Origin of the sequence: Mycobacterium angelicum (assembly GCF_002086155.1) — a bacterium.
GTDB classification, from domain to species: domain Bacteria; phylum Actinomycetota; class Actinomycetes; order Mycobacteriales; family Mycobacteriaceae; genus Mycobacterium; species Mycobacterium angelicum.
The window spans coordinates 163549-182261 of sequence record NZ_MVHE01000004.1 but is presented as its reverse complement, the minus strand read 5'-3'; the positions used below and the strand labels follow the sequence as shown (position 1 = coordinate 182261).

The window sequence follows — 18713 nt, the reverse complement described above, 5'->3', positions numbered from 1 at the left end:
AGATGAACGACCCGCTCGGTTTGTCGATCGGGGTGGCGAACCTAGTGGCCGCCCGTACCAGTAGCGCGCCGGTGACCCGCCGCTCGGTGTTGACATTGTTCGGCCACCGCACGCCCGAAGTGGGCGACGCCGACGAGAATCCCAATCTCAACGAGCCGGGCCTGTTGCTGAGTGGATTCGTCGAGCGGGTCGGCGACTCAGAACCGTTGATAGCGGCCGACGGATCGACCCACGCCGCCGACGCGCTTGCCGCAGCTGCGCTGCACGCGATGGCGAGCACTATCGGCCATGGGGCGCCGGTCGCCATCGCGGTCCCCGCGCACTGGAACGAACACCAGGTCGCCATGCTGCGGGGGGCGTTGCGGGGCTATCCCGCTCTTGGGATCGACGGTGCGCCGCCCACATTCATTCGCGACACCACAGCCGCACTGGCGGCGCTGTACGCCAAACCCGGCTTTCCCAGTGACGGCATCGTCGTCCTGTGCGACTTCGGCGCCAGTGGTAGCAGCGTCACCTTGACCGATGCGGCATCGAACTTCCGTCAACTCGCCCCGACGTTGCGCTACCCAGACTTCTCGGGCAACCAGATCGACCAGATGATCCTGCGGCGCCTGGCGGCACGTGCCGACGCCGAGGGCGCTGGCACCGCACCACTGACACCGGTGGGCCGCCGGCTCTCCCAATGCCGCAGCGCCAAAGAACAATTGTCGGCGGCCACGGTGACCGTCATCTCCGCCGACCTTCCGGGCATCGGCGAGGACTCGCGATTGACTCGTGGCGAGTTGGAGGATCTCATCTCCGAGCCGTTGCAACGATTCATCAGCTGCGTCGAAGAGGTGTTGCACCGCAACCGAATTCCCGCCGACAAGCTGGCGGCGATCGCGACGGTCGGCGGCGGGGCCAACATCCCACTGATCACCGGCCGGCTGTCGGAGCGGCTGCACGCACCGATCGTCACCACCGCCCAACCGAAATTGAGCGCGGCCATCGGCGCCGCCGTGCTGGCGCAACTGCGTTCTTCCGCCGGCGCGGCGCCGCCGGCCATCGCCGTCAGCGACCCGGCAATCGGTGTCGGCGACGAGGCCGCTGCCCCTACCGAAGTCGTGGCCGCCACCGAGATGGCCCCGTCGGCATGGGCCGTCGGGGCCGTCGCTGCCGCCGCGGGGGAATCGGTTGCCGACGGTGACCAATCGGCGACCTACCGCGCCCTGGCCTGGTCGCAGGAGGCCGCCGGCGATGAGGCGCCGATAGCCCCCGTCGGGGGCGACTATGACGGCCGCGAGCACGCAGCGGCCGAAGCCCGCCCCGTCGCGGCAACCCCACCGCCTGACCCCGCGGACACCGCGCCCAGACGGGCGCGTTGGTACAAACGCTCCCCGGTGCTTCTCGGCATAACCGGGCTGGGGGCGGCAGCACTTCTGGTAGGCGCGATCTTGGTGGTGCGGTTGGTCGCCGCCACGCCCCGCAAGCCGACGGACAACTTCCGCGACATCACCCCGCCGGTCGAGTCGTCCCGATTCGAGCCACCCCCACCCCCACCACCGGCCACTGTCACCGTGACGTCGCCTAGCGTCGAACCAAGCACGACCGCGCCGCCGAGCCCGGTCGCGACCACACAGCCGCCGGTGACCACCACGTATCCGACGACTACGACCTATCCGCCGACGACGACGTACCCGACAACGACGTATCCGACGACAACGCCGTACCCGACGACGACGACGTATCCGGCGTACCCGACCACGACCTACCCGACGTACCCGACCACGCCCTATCCGCGCAACCCGTATCCGGCGCCGGCCCCCTACCCAACGGTGCCCAAGACCCCGGTACCAGCCCTTCCGCCTTAGCCGACCACCAATTCCCTTGTGAACGTGGCGGTATGATCGGTCAGCGCTCGCTAATCGCCTGTTCCGGACAACACTCGATGGCCTCCCGAGTGGCGGCCTCGAATTCCGTTGGCACATCGGAGGTTATCGCCACCGAGTAGCCGTCGTCGGTCAGGCTGAAGACTTCCGGACACAGTGTCAGGCACATGCCGTGGCCACGGCACGTCCCGTCGTCGACCCGAACCTTCATGCCGGACTGAACTCCAAGTGCAGCTCGGTCAGGCCACGCAGGATATAGGTCGGAACATATTGGTAGCGGCGGTCATTCGCCGGCCCATGCGCACGCTCGCTGATGCTGATGTCCGACGTCCGGTCCAGCAGCCGCTCCAGGGCCACCCGGGTTTCGGCCCGGGCCAGCGGGGCACCCGGGCAGCTGTGAATCCCCCGCCCGAACGAAAGATGTTGGCGGGCATTCTTGCGCGCGGGATCGAAGGTGGTGGGGTCGTCGAATCGGCGCGGATCCCTATTGGCGGCCGCCTGCAGCACCATCACCGTGGTGCCCGCCGGAAGGTCAACTCCGCCAACGCTTGTGGGCACCCGTGACAACCGGAAGTCGCCCTTGACGGGGCTCTCGGTGCGCAGTGCCTCCTCGATGAAGTTCGGGATCAGGCTGCGGTCCTTACGCAATTGCTGCTGAATGTCGGGACGCTCACCGATGGTCTGCAAGGCAGCGCCCAGCAGCCGCACGGTGGTCTCCTGGCCCGCCGAGAAGACGTTGCACGCTACCCGGGCCACGTCTTCGACTTCGGGAATGGAACCGTCGGGGAAGGTCGCGGTCGCCAGGCCGGTCAGCACGTCCTCGCGTGGTTCGCGGCGGCGGTCCCGAATGTAATCAGAGAAAGTGCCGTAGAGGAACTCTAATGGGTTGTGCGCCAACGATTCTTTACCCGTGCCCCCGACGCCGCCACCGGAGTGCTGCCGGATGTTCTTGACGAAGGTGCCGCGGTCCTCCTCCGGCACACCCAACAGATCCGCGATCACCAGCAGGGTGAAGGGGCTGGCAAAGCCCTTGATGAATTCGCCCTCGCCCGGGGCCAGGAACTCGTCGAGCACCCGGTCGGCGAGCACCCACATCGCGTCCTCGTTCTCCTTGAGGCGCTTCGGGGTGATCAGCCGCATCAGCAGAGCGCGGTGGTTGGTGTGGGTGGGCGGATCGAGCGTGGGCAGCTGGTCGCTGAACGGCAGTTCGTCGCGGTGCTGCTCGATGAGCTTCGTCACGTCGTCCCCGTCGAGCGGTACCGGAAAACCGGGAAACGGTCCGGTCACCGAGATGCATGAGGAGAAGGTCTCGGCGTCGTTCAAGACGCCGACCGCTTCTTCCCAGCCGGTCACCATGGTGACGCCGTAGTGGCCTTCTTTGGTGACCGGACACTGCTGGCGAAGGGCCTCGTAGTAGGGGTATGGATTGTCGACCAGCCGGGCGTCGCGGAAGAAATCCATCTCGGTGAAGTCGTTCACCATCCCAAGCTCCATTCGAATCTCAACTAGCGAGAATCAGCCTCTCACAGATGAGTATCAGGTTTCCACAGCACGTGGCGAACCGCAACGTGGGCCCGGCCCCGCATCAAGCCGGCAACAGGTCGGCCGCGACCGACGGGCAGGCCATCAGACCGCTACGGAACCTTTCGGCCGCATCCACCGAAGCCGTCGGCAACGCCGCGGCGGCCAGCGCCTTGGCTTTGAATGTCCTTGCGGCCGTGCTCAATCGGTGCTGTACCAGGCCAATGCTGTCGTCCAGCTCCGCCGGCCACGTCTGGCCCCACAGCGTGACTTCGGTGACGCCCTGCGCCAGCGCCTGCAGCACTCCACGTCGTACCCGCGGGTCGCAGCCGAGCAGATCGGCCGCGGCAGCCAGGGCCTGTGGCCGCGGGCGGGTACCCACCGCTGCCAAGGCCTCTTCGAGGCCGAGCGTCTGGAGTCCGAGGATGTGCAGCGGTCGCTCATCGGAGTGAACGCCGTTGTGCGCGGCGATAACCACCGTCACGTCCCATCCCGCCATCGCCCGGTCGAAGAGCCACCCGCCGGCGAACTTCACCACGTCGACCACGCTGGCCGTGACCACATCGAGGCGGTACCTCAAGTCCTGTTCTAGGTCTTGGGCGGGGAAAAGTCGCGTGCCAGAGCTTCGGCGTACTCCTTGAACACCTCGGCCAGCGGTATCGATGGATCGAGCAACCATGTCATTTCCATTCCGTGGATGAAGGCGAGAATTTCGGTCGCCTTGACGGCGGGGTCTATATCGGCGCGGTAGCGGCCGGCCGCCTGGCCGCGACGGATGCCCTCGGCGACGATGTCGGTCGCATCCCGCTGCCGCGCGACCAGGCGGTCATGCAGCGGAGCATCGGGATGGATGTTCTCGACCAGCAGCACGGTGAACGTGCCCACCAGTTCGGGTGCCCGGCTGAAGCGATCGGCGACCTGGGCGATCTCGCCGATCAGATCGCCGCCGCGGTCGGAGTGGGTGTCGTCGTCCAGGTCGCGGGCGTCCAGCACGGCGTGCAGCAGCTGCTCCTTGGATTCGAAGTGGTGCAGCAGTCCCGCGGGACTGACGCCGGCTTCCCCGGCGATCTGGGCCAGCGTGGTGTTGCGCCAGCCGTTGCGCGACAACAGCCGCTGCGCGACCGCGAGGATCCGCTGCTTACGGTCCTCCCCCTTGGCCAGCAGCGTGTCGTACGGCCGTGCGTCGGGCACTGCACTCCTTCGCGTCTCGCAAAACCTACTGAACACACAGTAGGTTGGTTGGCACGGCCCTGACAAGGGGCCTGACAGGTATTCGTTAAGCCACGAGTTCGACGAGGGTCGCGTTGGCGGTCCCGCCGCCCTCACACATGGTCTGCAGTCCGTATCGAATCCCGTTGTCGCGCATGTGATGCACCATGCGCGTCATCAATACGGCACCGGATGCGCCCAACGGGTGACCCAGCGCGATCGCGCCGCCCAGCGGATTAGTCCGGCCCGGATCGGCGCCCGTTTCGGCCAGCCACGCCAGCGGCACCGGCGCGAAGGCCTCGTTCACCTCGAAGACGCCGATCTCGTCCAGCGCAACGCCGGATTTGCGCAGCACCTTCTCGGTCGCCGGAATGGGACCGGTGAGCATGAGCACCGGATCCGCACCGGTCACCGCACCCGCCCGGTAGCGCACGATCGGCGTCAGCCCGAGCTCGAGCGCCATCGCCGAGGTGGTGACCAACAGAGCGGCGGCGCCGTCGGAGATCTGCGAGGAATTGCCGGCGTGGATGACGCCGTCGTCGACAAAGGCGGGCTTCAGCCCCGCCAGTTTTTCCACGGTCGTCCCGCGGCGCACCCCTTCGTCGGCGTTCACGATCGCGGATCCCTCATCGGGGAACACCGGGACGATCTGCTCGATGAATGCCCCGCGGTCCTGCGCCGCGGCGGCCCGCTCATGGGACAGGGCGGAGTACTCGTCAAGCCGGCTGCGGGACAACCCCCACTTCTTGGCGATCATCTCCGCCGAGAGCCCCTGGTTGAACGAGAAATCACCGTAGCGAGCAAGAACTTTCGGCCCATACGGCATGCCGGTCGCCCTGGCCGCACCCAGCGGCACGCGGCTCATGACCTCCACGCCGCCGGCCACCACGATGTCCTGCTGGCCCGACATCACCGCTTGCACCGCGAAATCGAGAGCCTGCTGGCTGGAGCCGCACGCCCGGTTCACCGTGCTGCCCGGGATGCTTTCCGGCCAGCCTGCAGCAAGCACCGCGTAGCGGCCGATGTTGCTGGACTGGTCGCCGACCTGGGAAACGCACCCCCAGATCACGTCGTCGACGAGTTCGGGATTGATGCCGGTGCGTTCCAGCAGTTCGTTGAGGACGACTGCGGACAGGTCGGCGGCATGCATTCCGGACAATCCCCCGTTGCGCTTGCCTACCGCGGTGCGCACGGCCCCGACGATGACTGTTTCCCGCATTGATCCGCTCCGATCGCTATGGCCCCACAGTCGCCGAGCGTGCACTCAGCGCGAAAAAATCGCGAAAAAGTCGCAGCCAGTGCACGTTCGACGGGTAGTAACTTACCGCTAATAGCTCCTGGGCAGTTTGAGGGCGTGCGAGGCGAGGAAGTTCAGGATCATCTCCTGGCTGACCGGCGCGATCTTCATCAGCCGGGCCTCGCGGAAGTAACGCGTGACGTGGTATTCCTCCGCGTAGCCCATGCCGCCGTGCGTCTGCAACGCTCGGTCCGCAGCGTCGAAGCCGGCGTCGGCGCACAGGTATTTGGCCGTATTGGCTTCTCGCCCACAGGGTTTGCCGTTGTCGTAGAGCCAGGTGGCCTTGCGCAGCATCAGCTCGGCGGCGTCCAGCCGGGCCAGTGAATCGGCCAGCGGGAACGCGATGCCCTGGTTCATGCCGATCGGCCGCCCGAACACCTCGCGCTCGTTGCCGTACTTCACCGCCTTTTCCAGCGCGACCCTGCCGATGCCCAGCGCCTCGGCGGCGATCAGCATCCGTTCCGGGTTCAAGCCATCGAGGATGTACTGAAAGCCCTTGCCCTCCATGCCAATTCGATCGGCGACGGGAATCTCGAGGTTGTCGATGAACAACTCGTTGGAGCTGACGGCATTGCGGCCCATCTTGCGGATCGGGCGGATGTCAACGCGGCTGCGATCGAGATCGGTGAGGAACAGCGTCATCCCGTCGGTCTTCTTGGTGACCTCGTCATAGCTCTGGGTACGCGTCAGCAGCAGGATCTTGTTTGACTCCATCGCCTTGGAGATCCACACCTTGCGACCGTTGACGATGTAGCGGTCGCCGTCGCGCTTGGCGAACGTGGTGATGCGCGAAGTGTCAAGTCCCGCACCGGGTTCGGTCACCCCGAAGCAGACGTGCACCTCGCCGGTCGCGACGCTGGGCAACGTGCGTGCCTTGAGTTCGTCGGAACCGTGCACCACCACCGGCTGCATGCCGAAGATGGACAAGTGAATTGAGCTCGCGGCGTTCATGGCGCCGCCGGATTTGGCGACCTCTTCGAGCAGGATCGTGGCTTCGGTGATGCCCAGCCCGTGGCCGCCGTACTCGACCGGAATCGTCATGCCCAGCCAGCCGCCCTGTGCGATGGCGTCATAGAACTCGGTCGGAAACTCGTGCGCCTGGTCTTTTTCCATCCAGTACTGATCGTCGAACTTGCCCGCCAGCTCCGCGACCGAGCGGCGGATCAGCTGCTGGTCTTCGGTGAGTTCGAAATCCATTCCGCCTCCTTTGCGTCGAGATTGCCGTGATGGTCGTGGAACGTCGAAAATCACAACCCTGAGGGCAATCTCGACGCAACCCCGGGCGCCTCAGTCCTTATTGCCGGTGAGTTCTTTCGCGTTGGCCGCAAAGTCGGCGAACGACGAACCCGCGCGCTCGTCCTTGTGGTGGCTGAGCGCCCGGATGGACACGTCGTGTCCCTCGGCTGCCTTACGCAGCGCGCCGACGCTCGCCTGCTCTTCAGTGATGTGGGTGAACGGGTCGAACGAGTACCAGTTCATCGCGTTCTGATAGGTCATCTTCTTGATCTCGTCGTCGGGCACGCTGTTGATCGACAGCACGTCCCACAGCTCCTCGGGCGCGCCCGGCCACATCGAGTCACTGTGCGGGTAGTCGGCTTCCCAGCAGATGTTGTCGATGCCGATCATGTTGCGCAGCGCGACGCCCACCTTGTCGCTGATGAAGCAGGTGAGGAAGTGGTCGCGGAATACGTCAGACGGCAGCTTGTCGCCGAAGTTCTGATGCGTCCAGGTCGAGTGCATCTCATAGGTACGGTCGGCGCGCTCGAGGAAGTACGGGATCCACCCCGTACCGCCCTCCGAAAGGGCGATCTTGAGGTCCGGGTATTCCTTGATCGGCCGCGACCACAGCAGATCCGCGGCGGCCTGCACGATGTTCATCGGCTGCAGCGTGATCATCACATCCATCGGCGCGTCGGGTGCGGTGATCGCGAGCCGGCCGGAGGATCCGATGTGGATGTTCATCACGGTGTTGGTGTCGCACAACGCTTTCCACAGCGGATTCCAGTATTCGTTGTGGAAGCTGGGGTATCCCATCGCGGCGGGGTTCTCGGTGAAGGTCAGCGCGTGCACACCCTTCTTCGCGACGCGGCGCACCTCGGCGGCACACGCCTCGGCGTCCCAGATCACCGGTATCGCCATCGGAATGAACCGGGCCGGGTAAGCCCCGCACCATTCTTCGATGTGCCAGTCGTTGTAGGCCTGCACCAGCGCTATGGAGAAATCGTGATCGTCCGTGGCGAACAGTCTGGCGGCAAAACCGGGGAAGGACGGGAAACAGATGGAGGCCAGGATGCCGCCGGCGTTCATGTCCTTGATGCGCTCGTCGACGTTGTAGCAACCCGGCCGGATCTCGTCCAGACCCGTGGGCTCGATGCCGTACTCCTCCTTCGGCCGGCCGGCCACCGCGTTGAGCGCGACGTTCGGGATGACCGTGTCGCGGAACTTCCACATGTCCGAGCCGTCCGGGTTGTGTACCAGTCGCGGTGCGTCGTCCAGGTACTTGGACGGCAGGTGATTCTTGAACATGTTCGGCGGTTCGACGGTGTGGTCGTCGACGCTGATCAGGATCATGTCCTCTTTGTTCATTGCCGGTACCTTCCCAATCCGATCCAGCCGCATACCCCAAGCCCCTACTGCTGAAAACTATCTTCTCGCAAAGCGAGAATCAACATCCAGGGTAGCGCACGGGAGCGCCCGCCCAAGTGCGTCGCGCACGCTCGCGACGCTTAACCGCGGATGGGTATCAGCTACCGGTGGTAGAAACCGGAGACGAAATCAATGGCATTAAAGCCACCCGAGTCCTGCTTCCCGGAGTTTCCGACGCCGGATGCGGCACTGTGCTGATCGGGATGGAGGTCGAGGTTAAAGAACCCGGACTGCGCCTCGCCTGCGTTGCCGAAACCCGAAATGAAGCCGATGCCGAAAAGGTTGGTGGCCTTGTTGCCGTAGCCCGCAATTGCACCGCCGAAATTGCTATACCCCGCCAGCGATTGGCCATTGTTCAAGAAGCCCGAATTCTGCAAGTTGCCCACATTTTTGTAGCCAGAGTTGCCCTGGCCCGAATTATTGAAGCCCGAGTTACCACTGCCCGTGTTGCCGAATCCCGAGTTGGGATCCGCACCATTGACCACGCTGCCGATGCCGGTATTCACGTTGCCGGCGTTATAAATGCCCGTATTGACATTCCCAGAATTCCATAAGCCGGTATTTGTCGAGCCGGAGTTATAGAAGCCGCTATTGCCATAGCCACCGTTGGAGCTGCCGGTGTTGAGTGCACCCGAGTTGAAGTCCCCCACATTCAGTAGGCCACCGTTGAAGTTACCGGTGTTGAAACTGCCTGCATTTCCAAAACCAGTATTGTCAGCGCCTGAGTTGCCAAAGCCGGTGTTCACATTTGCAGCATTACCGAAACCCGTGTTGACCAAGCCCGAGTTCCCGAAGCCAGTATTCACCACTCCCGAATTCGCAAATCCAGTATTGTGGACACCCGAATTCGCGATGCCGACGTTTCCGTCACCCGAGTTGAAGAAGCCAATATTGTTGGTGCCGGAGTTCCCAATGCCGATATTGCCGGTACCGGAGTTGAGCCCGCCGAAATTGAATTGCTTAGTCGCCGCATTATAGTAAGTGTCTCCGATGCCGATCTTATCGCTGCCGCTCAGCCCGAAACCGATGTTGCGGTCGCCAGTGTTTCCGAAACCGAAGTTGTGACCGCCCATATTTGCGAAACCGGTGTTTGAGTTGCCGGTATTGCCACCACCGACATTGTGGTTGCCGGCGTTACCTACGCCTACATTTCCATTTCCCGGTGACGGTTGAAGGGGATTCCCCAGGTTTGGCCCACCATTTCCGAAACCGAAGTTCGAATTGCCGAAGTTTCCGAATCCGAAGTTGTTGTTGCCGTTATTCCCGCCACCTACATTGGAGTTTCCGATGTTGCCGGCGCCGACGTTATAGTACGCCGGCTTTTCGAGTGCGACGCTGCCGTTGCCGCTACCGATGTTGTAGTTGCCGATATTGCCGCTGCCCAAGTTGAAGTTCGAACTGATCTGGGCGAAGACACTTCCATTTCCGCTACCGATATTGCCGTTGCCGAGGTTTCCGCCGCCCACGTTGTAATTGCCGGTATTACCGCTGCCCACATTGAGGCTCCCGATATTGCCAATACCAAAATTGATGTTTGGCAGCGCCTGCGCTAACGGCGCCAACTGCGCCGCCGCCGCCGAGACGCCGGCGTGATAATCGAACATCGCGGCAACGTCTTGAGCCCACATCCGCTCGTACGCTGCCTCGGTGGCCGCGATCGCCGGAGCATTTTGGCCGAACAAGTTCGACAACACTAACTGCACTACGTCAGATCGGTTGACAGCCACCGCAATCGGATGCACCATCGCGGCCTGCGCCGCTTCGAAGACGCTTGCCACCGATTGGGCCTGGCCTGCCGCGCCTGCCGCGTGTGTCGCGGCGGCGCTCAGCCACCCCGCATACGGTGCGGCCGCGGCGGCCATCGCCGCTGACGCCGGACCTTGCCAGGCCTGTCCCGCCAATCCCGACGTGACCGCTCCAAATGAGGCGGCCGCCGTGGTCAACTCCTCCGCCAATGCGTCCCACGCCGCCGCGGCTTCCAGCATCGGTCCTGACCCGATTCCGGTAAAGATGCGCAGTGAATTGATCTCCGGGGGCTGCCACGCGAAATTTCCCAGCATCGAAACCCCTTACTTGTCGACGGCAGACCAGATACCGCGCGAGCATAAGACTGCCCGCCGGCAAATTTGGTGATTTTGCCTAATCTTCGTCGGTAAAAAAGCACCAGGACAGGACCACGCCCCGCGGGGACGACAAGAACGTACGAGCATGCCACTAGCGGGGCCCTGGGGCCGATCGCCACGGGTCAGCATTGACCGGACGATGGATTCGTGCAAGTCTATTGGTTACAAATGAGAATACTATTCTCACTTTTGAGAGGGGAGCGCCGGATGCGCCTGCCGCCCCTGCCTGCCGACCGCTGGGACGAGACCGTCCAGCGGTCGCTAGCCGGCATGCTGCCACCCGAACGCCGCAACCCGCGCGACGCCGGCAACGCGTTGTCGACGTTCGCTCAGCACCCCGCACTGGCCAAGGCCTTCCTCGGGTTCAACACCTATTTGTTCGCTTCGACGCTGCCGGATCGCGTTCGCGAACTCGCCGTCTTGCGGGTCGCTCATCGCCGCCAGTGCGACTACGAATGGACACATCACGTGACCCTGGCCAAGCGGGTGGGAGTCAGCGACGAGGAGATCGCCGCGGTGCGTAGGCCCGGCGCGGCCGACGGCCCGTTCGACGACTTCGACCGCGCGGTCGTCGCCGGCGTTGACGAACTCGACGAGAAATCTCAACTGTCCGACGAAACCTGGGCCACGCTCGGCGAGCGCCTCGACGAGCGCCAACGGATGGACTACATCTTCACGGTCGGCTGCTACACGCTGCTGGCCATGGCCTTCAACACCTTTGGCGTAGAAGTAGAAAGGTAGAACCTTGCCCCACTTCACCAAACCGGCCGCGGGGAGCTGGACGGAGAACTATCCCGAATTGGGCACCACGCCAGTCGATTACACCGATTCGATCGATCCGGCCTTCTTCGACGCCGAGCGCGACGCGATCTTCAAGCGGACCTGGCTCAACGTCGGCCGCGTCGAGCGATTGCCGCGCACCGGCAGCTACTTCACCAAGGAGCTGCCGTCGGCCGGCAAGGGCATGTCGGTGATCATCGTCAAAACCAAGGACGGCTCGGTCAAGGCGTTCCACAACGTGTGCAGGCACCGCGGAAACAAGTTGGTGTGGAACGACTATCCGCACGAGGAGACCTCGGGCACGTGCCGGCAGTTCACCTGCAAGTACCACGCCTGGCGCTACAACCTCGACGGCGACCTGACCTTCATCCAGCAGGAAGACGAGTTCTTCAACGTCGACAAGAGCGACTACGGATTGGTGTCCGTGCGCTGCGAAGTGTGGGAAGGCTTTATCTTCGTCAACCTCGACCAAACCGCGAAGCCACTCGTCGACTACCTGGGCCCACTGGCCAAAGGCATCGAAGGCTACCCGTTCCACGAGATGACCGAGGTCTATTCGTATCGGGCCGACGTGGGCAGCAACTGGAAGCTGTTCATCGACGCATTCGCCGAGTTCTACCACGCGCCGGTGCTGCACCAGGGGCAGTACACCAAGGAAGAGGCCGCCAAGATACAGAAGTACGGCTTCGAGGCGCTGCACTACGAATTGGCCAGCCCGCACGGGATGATCTCTACCTGGGGCGGCCAGGCCCCGCCCGCGGACCTGAAGATGGTCAAGCCCATGGACCAGGTGCTGCGCAGCGGACTGTTCGGCCCCTGGGACAAGCCCGACATCGACGGGCTCAATGAACTGCCCCCTGGTGTTAATCCGGCGAAAGCCAAGCAGTGGGGCATTGATTCGTGGCACTTCTTCCCGAACTTCATGCTGCTGATCTGGGAACCGGGTTGGTACCTGACCTATCACTATTGGCCGACGTCAGTCGACCGCCACATCTTCGAATCGAGCCTCTATTTCGTTCCGCCGCGAAACGCTCGGGAACGCTTGGCCCAGGAGCTGGCCGCGGTGACGTTCAAGGAGTACGCGCTGCAGGACGCCAACACTTTGGAGGCGACCCAGACCATGATCGGCACCCGGGTGGTCAGCGACTTTCTGCTCTGTGACCAGGAAATCCTGCTCCGCCATCTGCACAAGGTAACCGGGGACTATGTTGCCGGCTGGCAAAAGGAGGTCGCCACCAATGGCGCTACCCACTGAATTCGCAGCTCTAGAACCATATCTCGATTGGGACCTGGCCACCGAACCCGAGCGCTACGCGAAGCGGCTGGCCTCCTCGATGGTCGAAATGCAGGCGTTCTATGACGCGGCATTCCCGCTGATGAACGACGTAATCGCCTACTGTGACAAATACCCATTGGACGAACTGCCCGAGGACGCGAGAACGCTCATGCATCTAATGCAATCGCTGATCATGGTGTCGTTCCCGATCGAGGCGTGGAAGCAGCCGCGAGTGCCCGACAGCGGGGCAGCCTGGGTGGAGCTGGTCAGGGAGCCGGTGATCTGAAAGGTGTTGACGCTCAAGGCCGCCGGGCTGCTCGATGTCGATGCCGGCGAGATCGTCCGGCCGGGCTTGCTGCGGATCGAAGGTGACCGGATCGTCGGCGTCGGCGGTGCAGCCGAAGGTGAGCTGATCGACCTCGGTGAGCAGATCCTGCTGCCCGGGCTGATGGACATGGAGGTCAACCTCCTGATGGGCGGGCGCGGCGAGAAGCCGGGACTGTCCCAGGTGCAAGACGACCCGCCGACGCGCGTGTTACGTGCGGTCGGCAATGCCCGTCGCACGTTGCGCGCCGGGTTCACCACGGTGCGCAATCTCGGTCTGTTCGTCAAGACCGGCGGGTATCTGCTCGACGTCGCGCTGGGCAAAGCCATCGATGCCGGCTGGATCGACGGACCCCGGATTGTGCCTGCCGGACACGCGATTACGCCCACCGGCGGGCATCTGGATCCGACGATGTTCGCCGCCTTCGCACCGCACGTACTGGACTTGACCATCGAAGAGGGCATAGCCAACGGCGTCGACGAGATCCGCCGCGCCGTCCGCTACCAGATCAAGCACGGCGCCGAGCTGATCAAGGTGTGCTGTTCGGGCGGGGTGATGTCGTTGACAGGACCACCTGGCGCACAACACTATTCGGACGACGAGCTGCGCGCGATCGTTGACGAGGCACACCGGCGCGGACTGCGCGTCGCCGCGCACACCCACGGCGCCGAAGCGGTCAAGCACGCGGTGCAAGCCGGCATCGACTGCATCGAGCACGGCTTCCTGATCGACGACGACGCGATCGCGATGCTGGTCGAACACGGCACCTTCCTGGTGTCCACGCGCCGCCTCGCCGACGGCGATGCCATGGACATCTCGCACGCGCCGCCCGAATTGCAGGCCAAGGCCGCCGAGATGTTTCCCAAGGCGCGCACATCGATACTGGCCGCCTACGAAGCCGGGGTGAAGATAGCCGTCGGCACCGATGCTCCCGCAATTCCACACGGCCGCAACGCCGATGAACTTGTCACCCTGGTCAATTGGGGCCTGCCGCCGGTGGCGGTACTGCGGGCGGCCACGGTGACCGCCGCCGAGTTGATCAATGCCACCGACCGGGGACGGCTTGCCGAGGACCAGCTCGCCGATGTCATAGCGGTGCCGGGAAACCCGTTGCAGGACATCGCCGTTACACAGAAGGTGAGCTTTGTCATGAAAGGGGGCAAGGTGTATGCCAACCAGAACTGACGACCTCGTCGAGATCCAGCAGCTGCTCGCCCGCTACGCGGTAACCATCACTCAGGAAGACATCGAGGGGCTGATCGGCGTCTTCACGCCCGACGGAACTTACAGCGCATTCGGCGACACCTACCGCCTGGACCGCTTCCCGGAATTGGTGGCCGCCGCCCCGAAGGGGTTGTTCCTCACCGGAACCGCCGTGGTGGAACTTGACGGCGATTCGGCCAGCGGCACCCAACCGCTGTGCTTCATCGAGCACGCCACGCACGACATGCGAATCGGCTACTACCGCGACACCTACCTGCGCACCGCGGACGGGTGGCGGCTGAAAACCCGTGCCATGACGTTCATTCGGCGCAGCGGTGTGCATGATTCGGGGCGACCGCACGCAATTGGCCGCCCGGCCCCGTGAATGTCGAGAAGTTCCGGGCCGACCTGCGCGCCTGGCTCGACGAGAATGATCTGACCCCCGGACCGGACCACTCACTAAAAGGCCACATGCAGCAGCTGGCCAGAGTGCATGGCGCGCTGTATGAAGCCGGCTGGATGCGCTACGGCTGGCCGGTCGAGGTCGGCGGGCTGGGCGGGTCGGCCCTGTTGCGTGCGATCGTCGGCGAAGAGGTCGTCGGCCGCCGCCTCGCCGAACCGGGCCCGTACTCCATGGTCGAGGTGCTGGCCCCGACCATGATCGATTACGCCCCAACGGAACTGGCCGTCGAGATGGTGCCAAGGCTGCTCAGCGGGCGAGAACAGTGGTGTCAGGGGTTCTCCGAACCGGGATCGGGCAGCGACCTGGCGTCGTTGTCCACCCGTGCAGAACCCCATGGCGAGGATTGGATTATCAACGGGCAGAAGGTCTGGACCAGCTATGCGCAGTTCTCCACCCGCTGCGTTCTGCTCACCCGCACCGGGCCCGGACATGACGGCATCACAGCGTTTTTCGTCGACCTGGACACGCCGGGCATCACGATTCGCCCGCTGCGCACCATGCACGGCGTCGACGAATTCTGCGAGGTCTACTACGACGATGTGGTGATCCCGTCCAGCCGGATGCTCGGCAAGCCCGGCGATGGCTGGCGGCTGGCGATGGACCTGCTTCCCTATGAGCGTTCGACGTGTTTCTGGCAGCGCATCGCATACCTGTACTCGCGCTTCGATGAACTGATCGCCCAGGCGCGTGAGCCCGACGAATCTGATCTTGGCGCAGCATATCTCGCGTTGCACACACTGCGCTGCCGCTCACGTGCCACCCAGCACCGCTTCGAAGAAGGGGCGCGGCTGGGGCCGGAGACGTCCATCGACAAGGTGCTGCTGGCCACGGCCGAACAGCGGCTCTACGACACCGTGCACGACCTGCTGCCCGGAGCGCTCGAACTCGACGCGACACCATGGCGGTCGGAGTACCTGTACTCGCGCGCGGCGACCATCTACGGCGGTACCGCCGAAGTTCAGCGCAACATCATCGCGCGCCGGCTGCTCGACCTCGGGAAGGAGTGAGCCATGGACCCCGAGGCCTTGCGCATGCTGGCCGATTCGTTGCGCACCACCATGAATGCAGCGTCCGGCGCAAAGCTCGACGCCGCCCTGGCCGACCTCGGCTGGCGGGATATGCTCGACGAAATACCCGACACCGCAATCCCTTTGGTGTTCCGGCTGCTGGGTGAAACCGGCGCGCACGCGCCTGTGCTCAATGACGTCGTACTGCGGTCGGCGGGTGCTACCGTGCCGCTGCCGTATGCCGGCGGCTCCTGGGTGGTGTGGGAGCGCACCGACCAGACCACCTCGGCGCTGGACGAAGCGTTACCGATTCATCGAGTGCCGCACGGTGATCCGGTGCCACTCGAAGCTGGGCGACGGGCGCTGGGCTGGTGGCTGGTCGGCACCAGTCGCGCGATGCTGTCCCTGGCACGCCGGCATGCGCTGGACCGAATCCAATTCGGCCGGTCCATCGCATCGTTTCAGGCGGTCCGGCACCGGTTGGCCGAAGCGCTCGTCGCGATTGAAGGCGCCGAGGCCACCGTGGCGGCCGCCAGAGATGCCGACGCCTTGAGTTGCCTGCTGGCCAAAGCCGCGGCAGGCCAGGCGGCGCTGAGCACCGCACGCCATTGTCAACAGGTGTTCGGCGGCATCGGCTTCACCGCTGAACACCAACTGCATCACCACATCAAGCGGTCGTTGCTGCTGGACGGGCTGCTCGGCAGCGCCCGTGAACTGACCCGCGAGGCGGGAACCGTCCTGCGCCGCAATGGATCCGCCCCCCGGCTGGTCGACCTCTAGCGCCGAGTGTGAATCTCACGACGCGACACGCCGTTGAGCCGTCGTGAGATTCACAGTCACGGCGAGACGGGACACGCGCCGGCGCTAGCTGCGCGGCAGCCCGAGTATCCGCTCGGCGATGATGTTGCGCTGAATCTCCGAAGTTCCGCCCGCGATGGTGCCGGCGAAGCTGCGTGCGTAGCGGTCGAACCAACTGCCGTAGTGGTCATCGAGGTTCAGTGGCGAAAACGGCGCCGTCATGCCCGGATGCGCGAGCCCGTCGGCGCCCCTGGCGTTCAGCGCCTCCTCCGAGGCGCGCTGCAACGCCTCCGAGCCGAGCAGCTTGAGCACCGATTGTGCGGGCACGTCTTCTTCGCCTCGCGCGGCCTTGGCCATTGCCGCAGAGCCCAACAACTGCATCGCCCGCGCGTCCATCACCAGCGTGGCGAAGCGATCTCGGTCCAAGTGTCCACGCGGCCGGTAGTCGATTGTCATCTCGTCCAACAGGTTGGCGTAGTCCATCCACAGCATGGCGCGTTCATGGCCGAGCGACCCGGTAGCCACCCGCCAGCCGCCGTTGAGCTCGCCGATCAAGTTCTCGGCCGGCACCCTCGCGTCGGTGAAAAACACCTCGTTGAATTCGACGTCGTCGTGGTCGCACACCGACGCGAACGGCCGTCGCACCACGCCCGGTGTGTCCGTCGGGATCATAAAGACACTGATGCCCTTGTGTTTTGGCGCACCGGGGTCGGTGCGCACGAACGTCAGTAACACGTCTGCGTCGTGTGCGCCTGACGTCCATACCTTCTGTCCGTTCACCACGAAGTCATCGCCGTCGCGCACCGCCCGCGTTTTCAGCGACGCCAGGTCCGAGCCCGCGCCGGGTTCGCTCATGCCCAGCGAAGCGGTGATCTCGGCACGCAGAATCGGCACCGCCCAGCGCTGCTTCTGCTCGGCCGTTCCGAACGACAACAGGGATGCGGCGATGATGCCCACGCCCTGCGGGTTGAAGCTGCGGTAGATCCGCCGCCGTGCCATCTCGTCGGCATGCACGTACTGCTGCAACAGCGTGGCGTTGCGGCCGCCGAATTCCGGCGGGTTGCCGGGCAGTAGCCAGCCGTTGTCGAACAACAGTCGCTGCCAGCGCGCCGCCCACTCCGGCACATGGGAGCACGATCGGGGCCGAGCGATCCCGTCTGCTTCGGCGGGCAGGTGTTCGTCGAGAAAGGCGACGAATTCGGCGCGGAACGCCTCGACGTCGGCGTCGAACGTCAGTTGCACGAGTACTCTTTCAAATCCGCTTCCCAAACATACGCGTAAGAGAATAGTATTCTCGCGGTGAGGAAGTTACAATCTCCAAAACGAGGCCCGTGAGGAGGTCGAGCGCAGCGATGGCACGGCGTTCTCCGGTACAGTCCAACCATGTTCTCTCCTCGCGGCAATCAGCTGAGCCGCCCGTGACCAATCCGAGCGAAGAGCCGGCCTGGAAGCAGCGCGCCGTCGAGCGGTCCATCAAGACCGCGAAATTACGGGCCGCGCAGCGCGTTCAGCGCTTCTTGGACGCAGCGCAGGCCATCATCATCGAGAAAGGCAGCACGGACTTTACCGTCCAGGAGGTCGTGGACCGGTCCCGGCAGTCGCTGCGAAGCTTCTACCTGCAGTTCGACGGTAAACACGAGCTACTGCTGGCGTTGTTCGAGGACGCGTTGAGCCGCTCGGCGGACCAGATTCGCGCGGCTACCGAAAACCACTCCGATCCCCTGGAGCGGCTGAAAGTTGCCGTCGAACTGCTCTATGAGGCCTCTCGGCCCGACCCGACGGCCCAGCGGCCGCTTTTCACCGACTTTGCGCCACGGCTGCTGGTCACCCATCCCGCCGAGGTCAAGACCGCACATGCGCCGCTGCTCGCGTTGCTCACCGAGCTCATGGAAGCCGCAGGCGACGCCGGCAAACTGCGCCGGGAGGTCAATCCGAAGCGGATCGCGGCGATGACCATGCAGACAGTCATGTTCGTCGCACAATCCAGCGGCGGCGCCGATGACGCCACCACCCATCCCATCACCGCCGACGAGGTGTGGGACTTCTGCTCACGCGGATTCGCAAGCACCCGGGCCTGAACGCCCGCTAGTCGCCACTGCGCTGCCGAGATACCGGCGCGGCACGCGAGAACGGTATTCTCGAATAGTAAGAACTGCAAATAGCCAAAATGGATTTTGCGTTGACACTCGTTGGTGGG

General features: G+C 64.2%; 17 protein-coding genes and 2 pseudogenes. 9 read left to right on the top strand and 10 right to left on the bottom strand.

The genetic code is table 11. From position 1 onward, the window contains the following. The first annotated feature begins 2 nt into the window (after nucleotides 1–2). Nucleotides 3–1850, top strand: a complete 1848-nt coding sequence (locus BST12_RS04745; RefSeq protein ID WP_083111841.1) for an Hsp70 family protein — start codon at nucleotides 3–5, stop codon at nucleotides 1848–1850. Between the two features lie 40 nt (nucleotides 1851–1890). On the opposite strand, the gene BST12_RS04740 is transcribed toward BST12_RS04745, so the two are convergent. The 8 genes from BST12_RS04740 to BST12_RS04705 all read right to left on the bottom strand — a co-directional run bounded on the left by BST12_RS04740 (nucleotide 1891) and on the right by BST12_RS04705 (nucleotide 10601). Further along, nucleotides 1891–2079, bottom strand: a complete 189-nt coding sequence (locus tag BST12_RS04740; RefSeq protein ID WP_083111840.1) for a ferredoxin — start codon at nucleotides 2077–2079, stop codon at nucleotides 1891–1893. Further along, nucleotides 2076–3350: a cytochrome P450 gene (locus tag BST12_RS04735; RefSeq protein WP_083111839.1), complete on the bottom strand. Its 1275-nt coding sequence runs from the start codon at nucleotides 3348–3350 to the stop codon at nucleotides 2076–2078. The genes BST12_RS04740 and BST12_RS04735 overlap by 4 nt, the downstream gene beginning before the upstream one ends. 103 nt (nucleotides 3351–3453) lie before the next feature. Continuing rightward, complete coding sequence (locus tag BST12_RS04730) at nucleotides 3454–3969, bottom strand: hypothetical protein (protein ID WP_083111838.1); 516 nt, start codon at nucleotides 3967–3969, stop codon at nucleotides 3454–3456. An 8-nt stretch (nucleotides 3970–3977) separates the two neighbouring features. Continuing rightward, entirely contained in the window at nucleotides 3978–4580 is a 603-nt protein-coding gene (locus BST12_RS04725) for a TetR/AcrR family transcriptional regulator (RefSeq protein WP_083111837.1), read from the bottom strand. 85 nt (nucleotides 4581–4665) lie between these two features. Then, the gene (locus BST12_RS04720; protein WP_083111836.1) at nucleotides 4666–5817 is read right to left on the bottom strand and encodes a thiolase family protein; all 1152 of its coding nucleotides are present in this window, start codon (nucleotides 5815–5817) and stop codon (nucleotides 4666–4668) included. A gap of 108 nt (nucleotides 5818–5925) precedes the next feature. Next, nucleotides 5926–7092, bottom strand: a complete 1167-nt coding sequence (locus tag BST12_RS04715) for an acyl-CoA dehydrogenase family protein (protein WP_083111835.1) — start codon at nucleotides 7090–7092, stop codon at nucleotides 5926–5928. A 90-nt stretch (nucleotides 7093–7182) separates the two neighbouring features. Next, complete coding sequence (locus tag BST12_RS04710) at nucleotides 7183–8481, bottom strand: amidohydrolase family protein (RefSeq protein WP_083111928.1); 1299 nt, start codon at nucleotides 8479–8481, stop codon at nucleotides 7183–7185. Between the two features lie 161 nt (nucleotides 8482–8642). Further along, on the bottom strand, nucleotides 8643–10601 hold the full coding sequence (locus BST12_RS04705) for a PPE family protein (RefSeq protein WP_083111834.1): 1959 nt from the start codon (nucleotides 10599–10601) through the stop codon (nucleotides 8643–8645). A 270-nt stretch (nucleotides 10602–10871) separates the two neighbouring features. Here BST12_RS04705 and BST12_RS04700 point away from each other — a divergent pair, with 270 nt between their 5' ends. From BST12_RS04700 to BST12_RS04670, 7 genes are read left to right on the top strand one after another with little or no spacing between them, the layout of a single operon-like run. Continuing rightward, a complete protein-coding gene (locus tag BST12_RS04700) occupies nucleotides 10872–11405 on the top strand; it encodes a carboxymuconolactone decarboxylase family protein (RefSeq protein ID WP_083111833.1) in 534 nt (177 codons plus the stop codon). A gap of 4 nt (nucleotides 11406–11409) precedes the next feature. After that, nucleotides 11410–12699, top strand: coding sequence for an aromatic ring-hydroxylating oxygenase subunit alpha (locus BST12_RS04695; protein WP_083111832.1), 1290 nt, complete (start codon nucleotides 11410–11412; stop codon nucleotides 12697–12699). Further along, nucleotides 12683–13006: a hypothetical protein gene (locus tag BST12_RS04690; protein WP_083111831.1), complete on the top strand. Its 324-nt coding sequence runs from the start codon at nucleotides 12683–12685 to the stop codon at nucleotides 13004–13006. Before BST12_RS04695 ends, BST12_RS04690 begins: the two co-directional genes overlap by 17 nt. A gap of 3 nt (nucleotides 13007–13009) precedes the next feature. After that, entirely contained in the window at nucleotides 13010–14230 is a 1221-nt protein-coding gene (locus BST12_RS04685) for a metal-dependent hydrolase family protein (protein WP_083111830.1), read from the top strand. Continuing rightward, nucleotides 14214–14633, top strand: a complete 420-nt coding sequence (locus BST12_RS04680) for a nuclear transport factor 2 family protein (protein ID WP_083111829.1) — start codon at nucleotides 14214–14216, stop codon at nucleotides 14631–14633. Before BST12_RS04685 ends, BST12_RS04680 begins: the two co-directional genes overlap by 17 nt. Continuing rightward, the gene (locus tag BST12_RS04675) at nucleotides 14630–15718 is read left to right on the top strand and encodes an acyl-CoA dehydrogenase family protein (protein WP_083111828.1); all 1089 of its coding nucleotides are present in this window, start codon (nucleotides 14630–14632) and stop codon (nucleotides 15716–15718) included. The genes BST12_RS04680 and BST12_RS04675 overlap by 4 nt, the downstream gene beginning before the upstream one ends. Nucleotides 15719–15721: 3 nt before the next feature. Then, the gene (locus BST12_RS04670) at nucleotides 15722–16498 is read left to right on the top strand and encodes an acyl-CoA dehydrogenase family protein (protein WP_083111827.1); all 777 of its coding nucleotides are present in this window, start codon (nucleotides 15722–15724) and stop codon (nucleotides 16496–16498) included. Nucleotides 16499–16582: 84 nt separating this feature from the next. Here the strand turns inward: BST12_RS04670 and BST12_RS34805 are convergent. Beyond that, nucleotides 16583–17044, bottom strand: a pseudogene (locus BST12_RS34805) (acyl-CoA dehydrogenase family protein); the annotation flags it as partial. Between the two features lie 60 nt (nucleotides 17045–17104). Next, nucleotides 17105–17758, bottom strand: a pseudogene (locus BST12_RS34800) (acyl-CoA dehydrogenase family protein); the annotation flags it as partial. 176 nt (nucleotides 17759–17934) lie between these two features. Here BST12_RS34800 and BST12_RS04660 point away from each other — a divergent pair. After that, nucleotides 17935–18594 (top strand): TetR/AcrR family transcriptional regulator, encoded by a 660-nt coding sequence (locus BST12_RS04660; RefSeq protein ID WP_083111825.1) that lies wholly within the window; start codon nucleotides 17935–17937, stop codon nucleotides 18592–18594. Nucleotides 18595–18713: the final 119 nt, after the last annotated feature.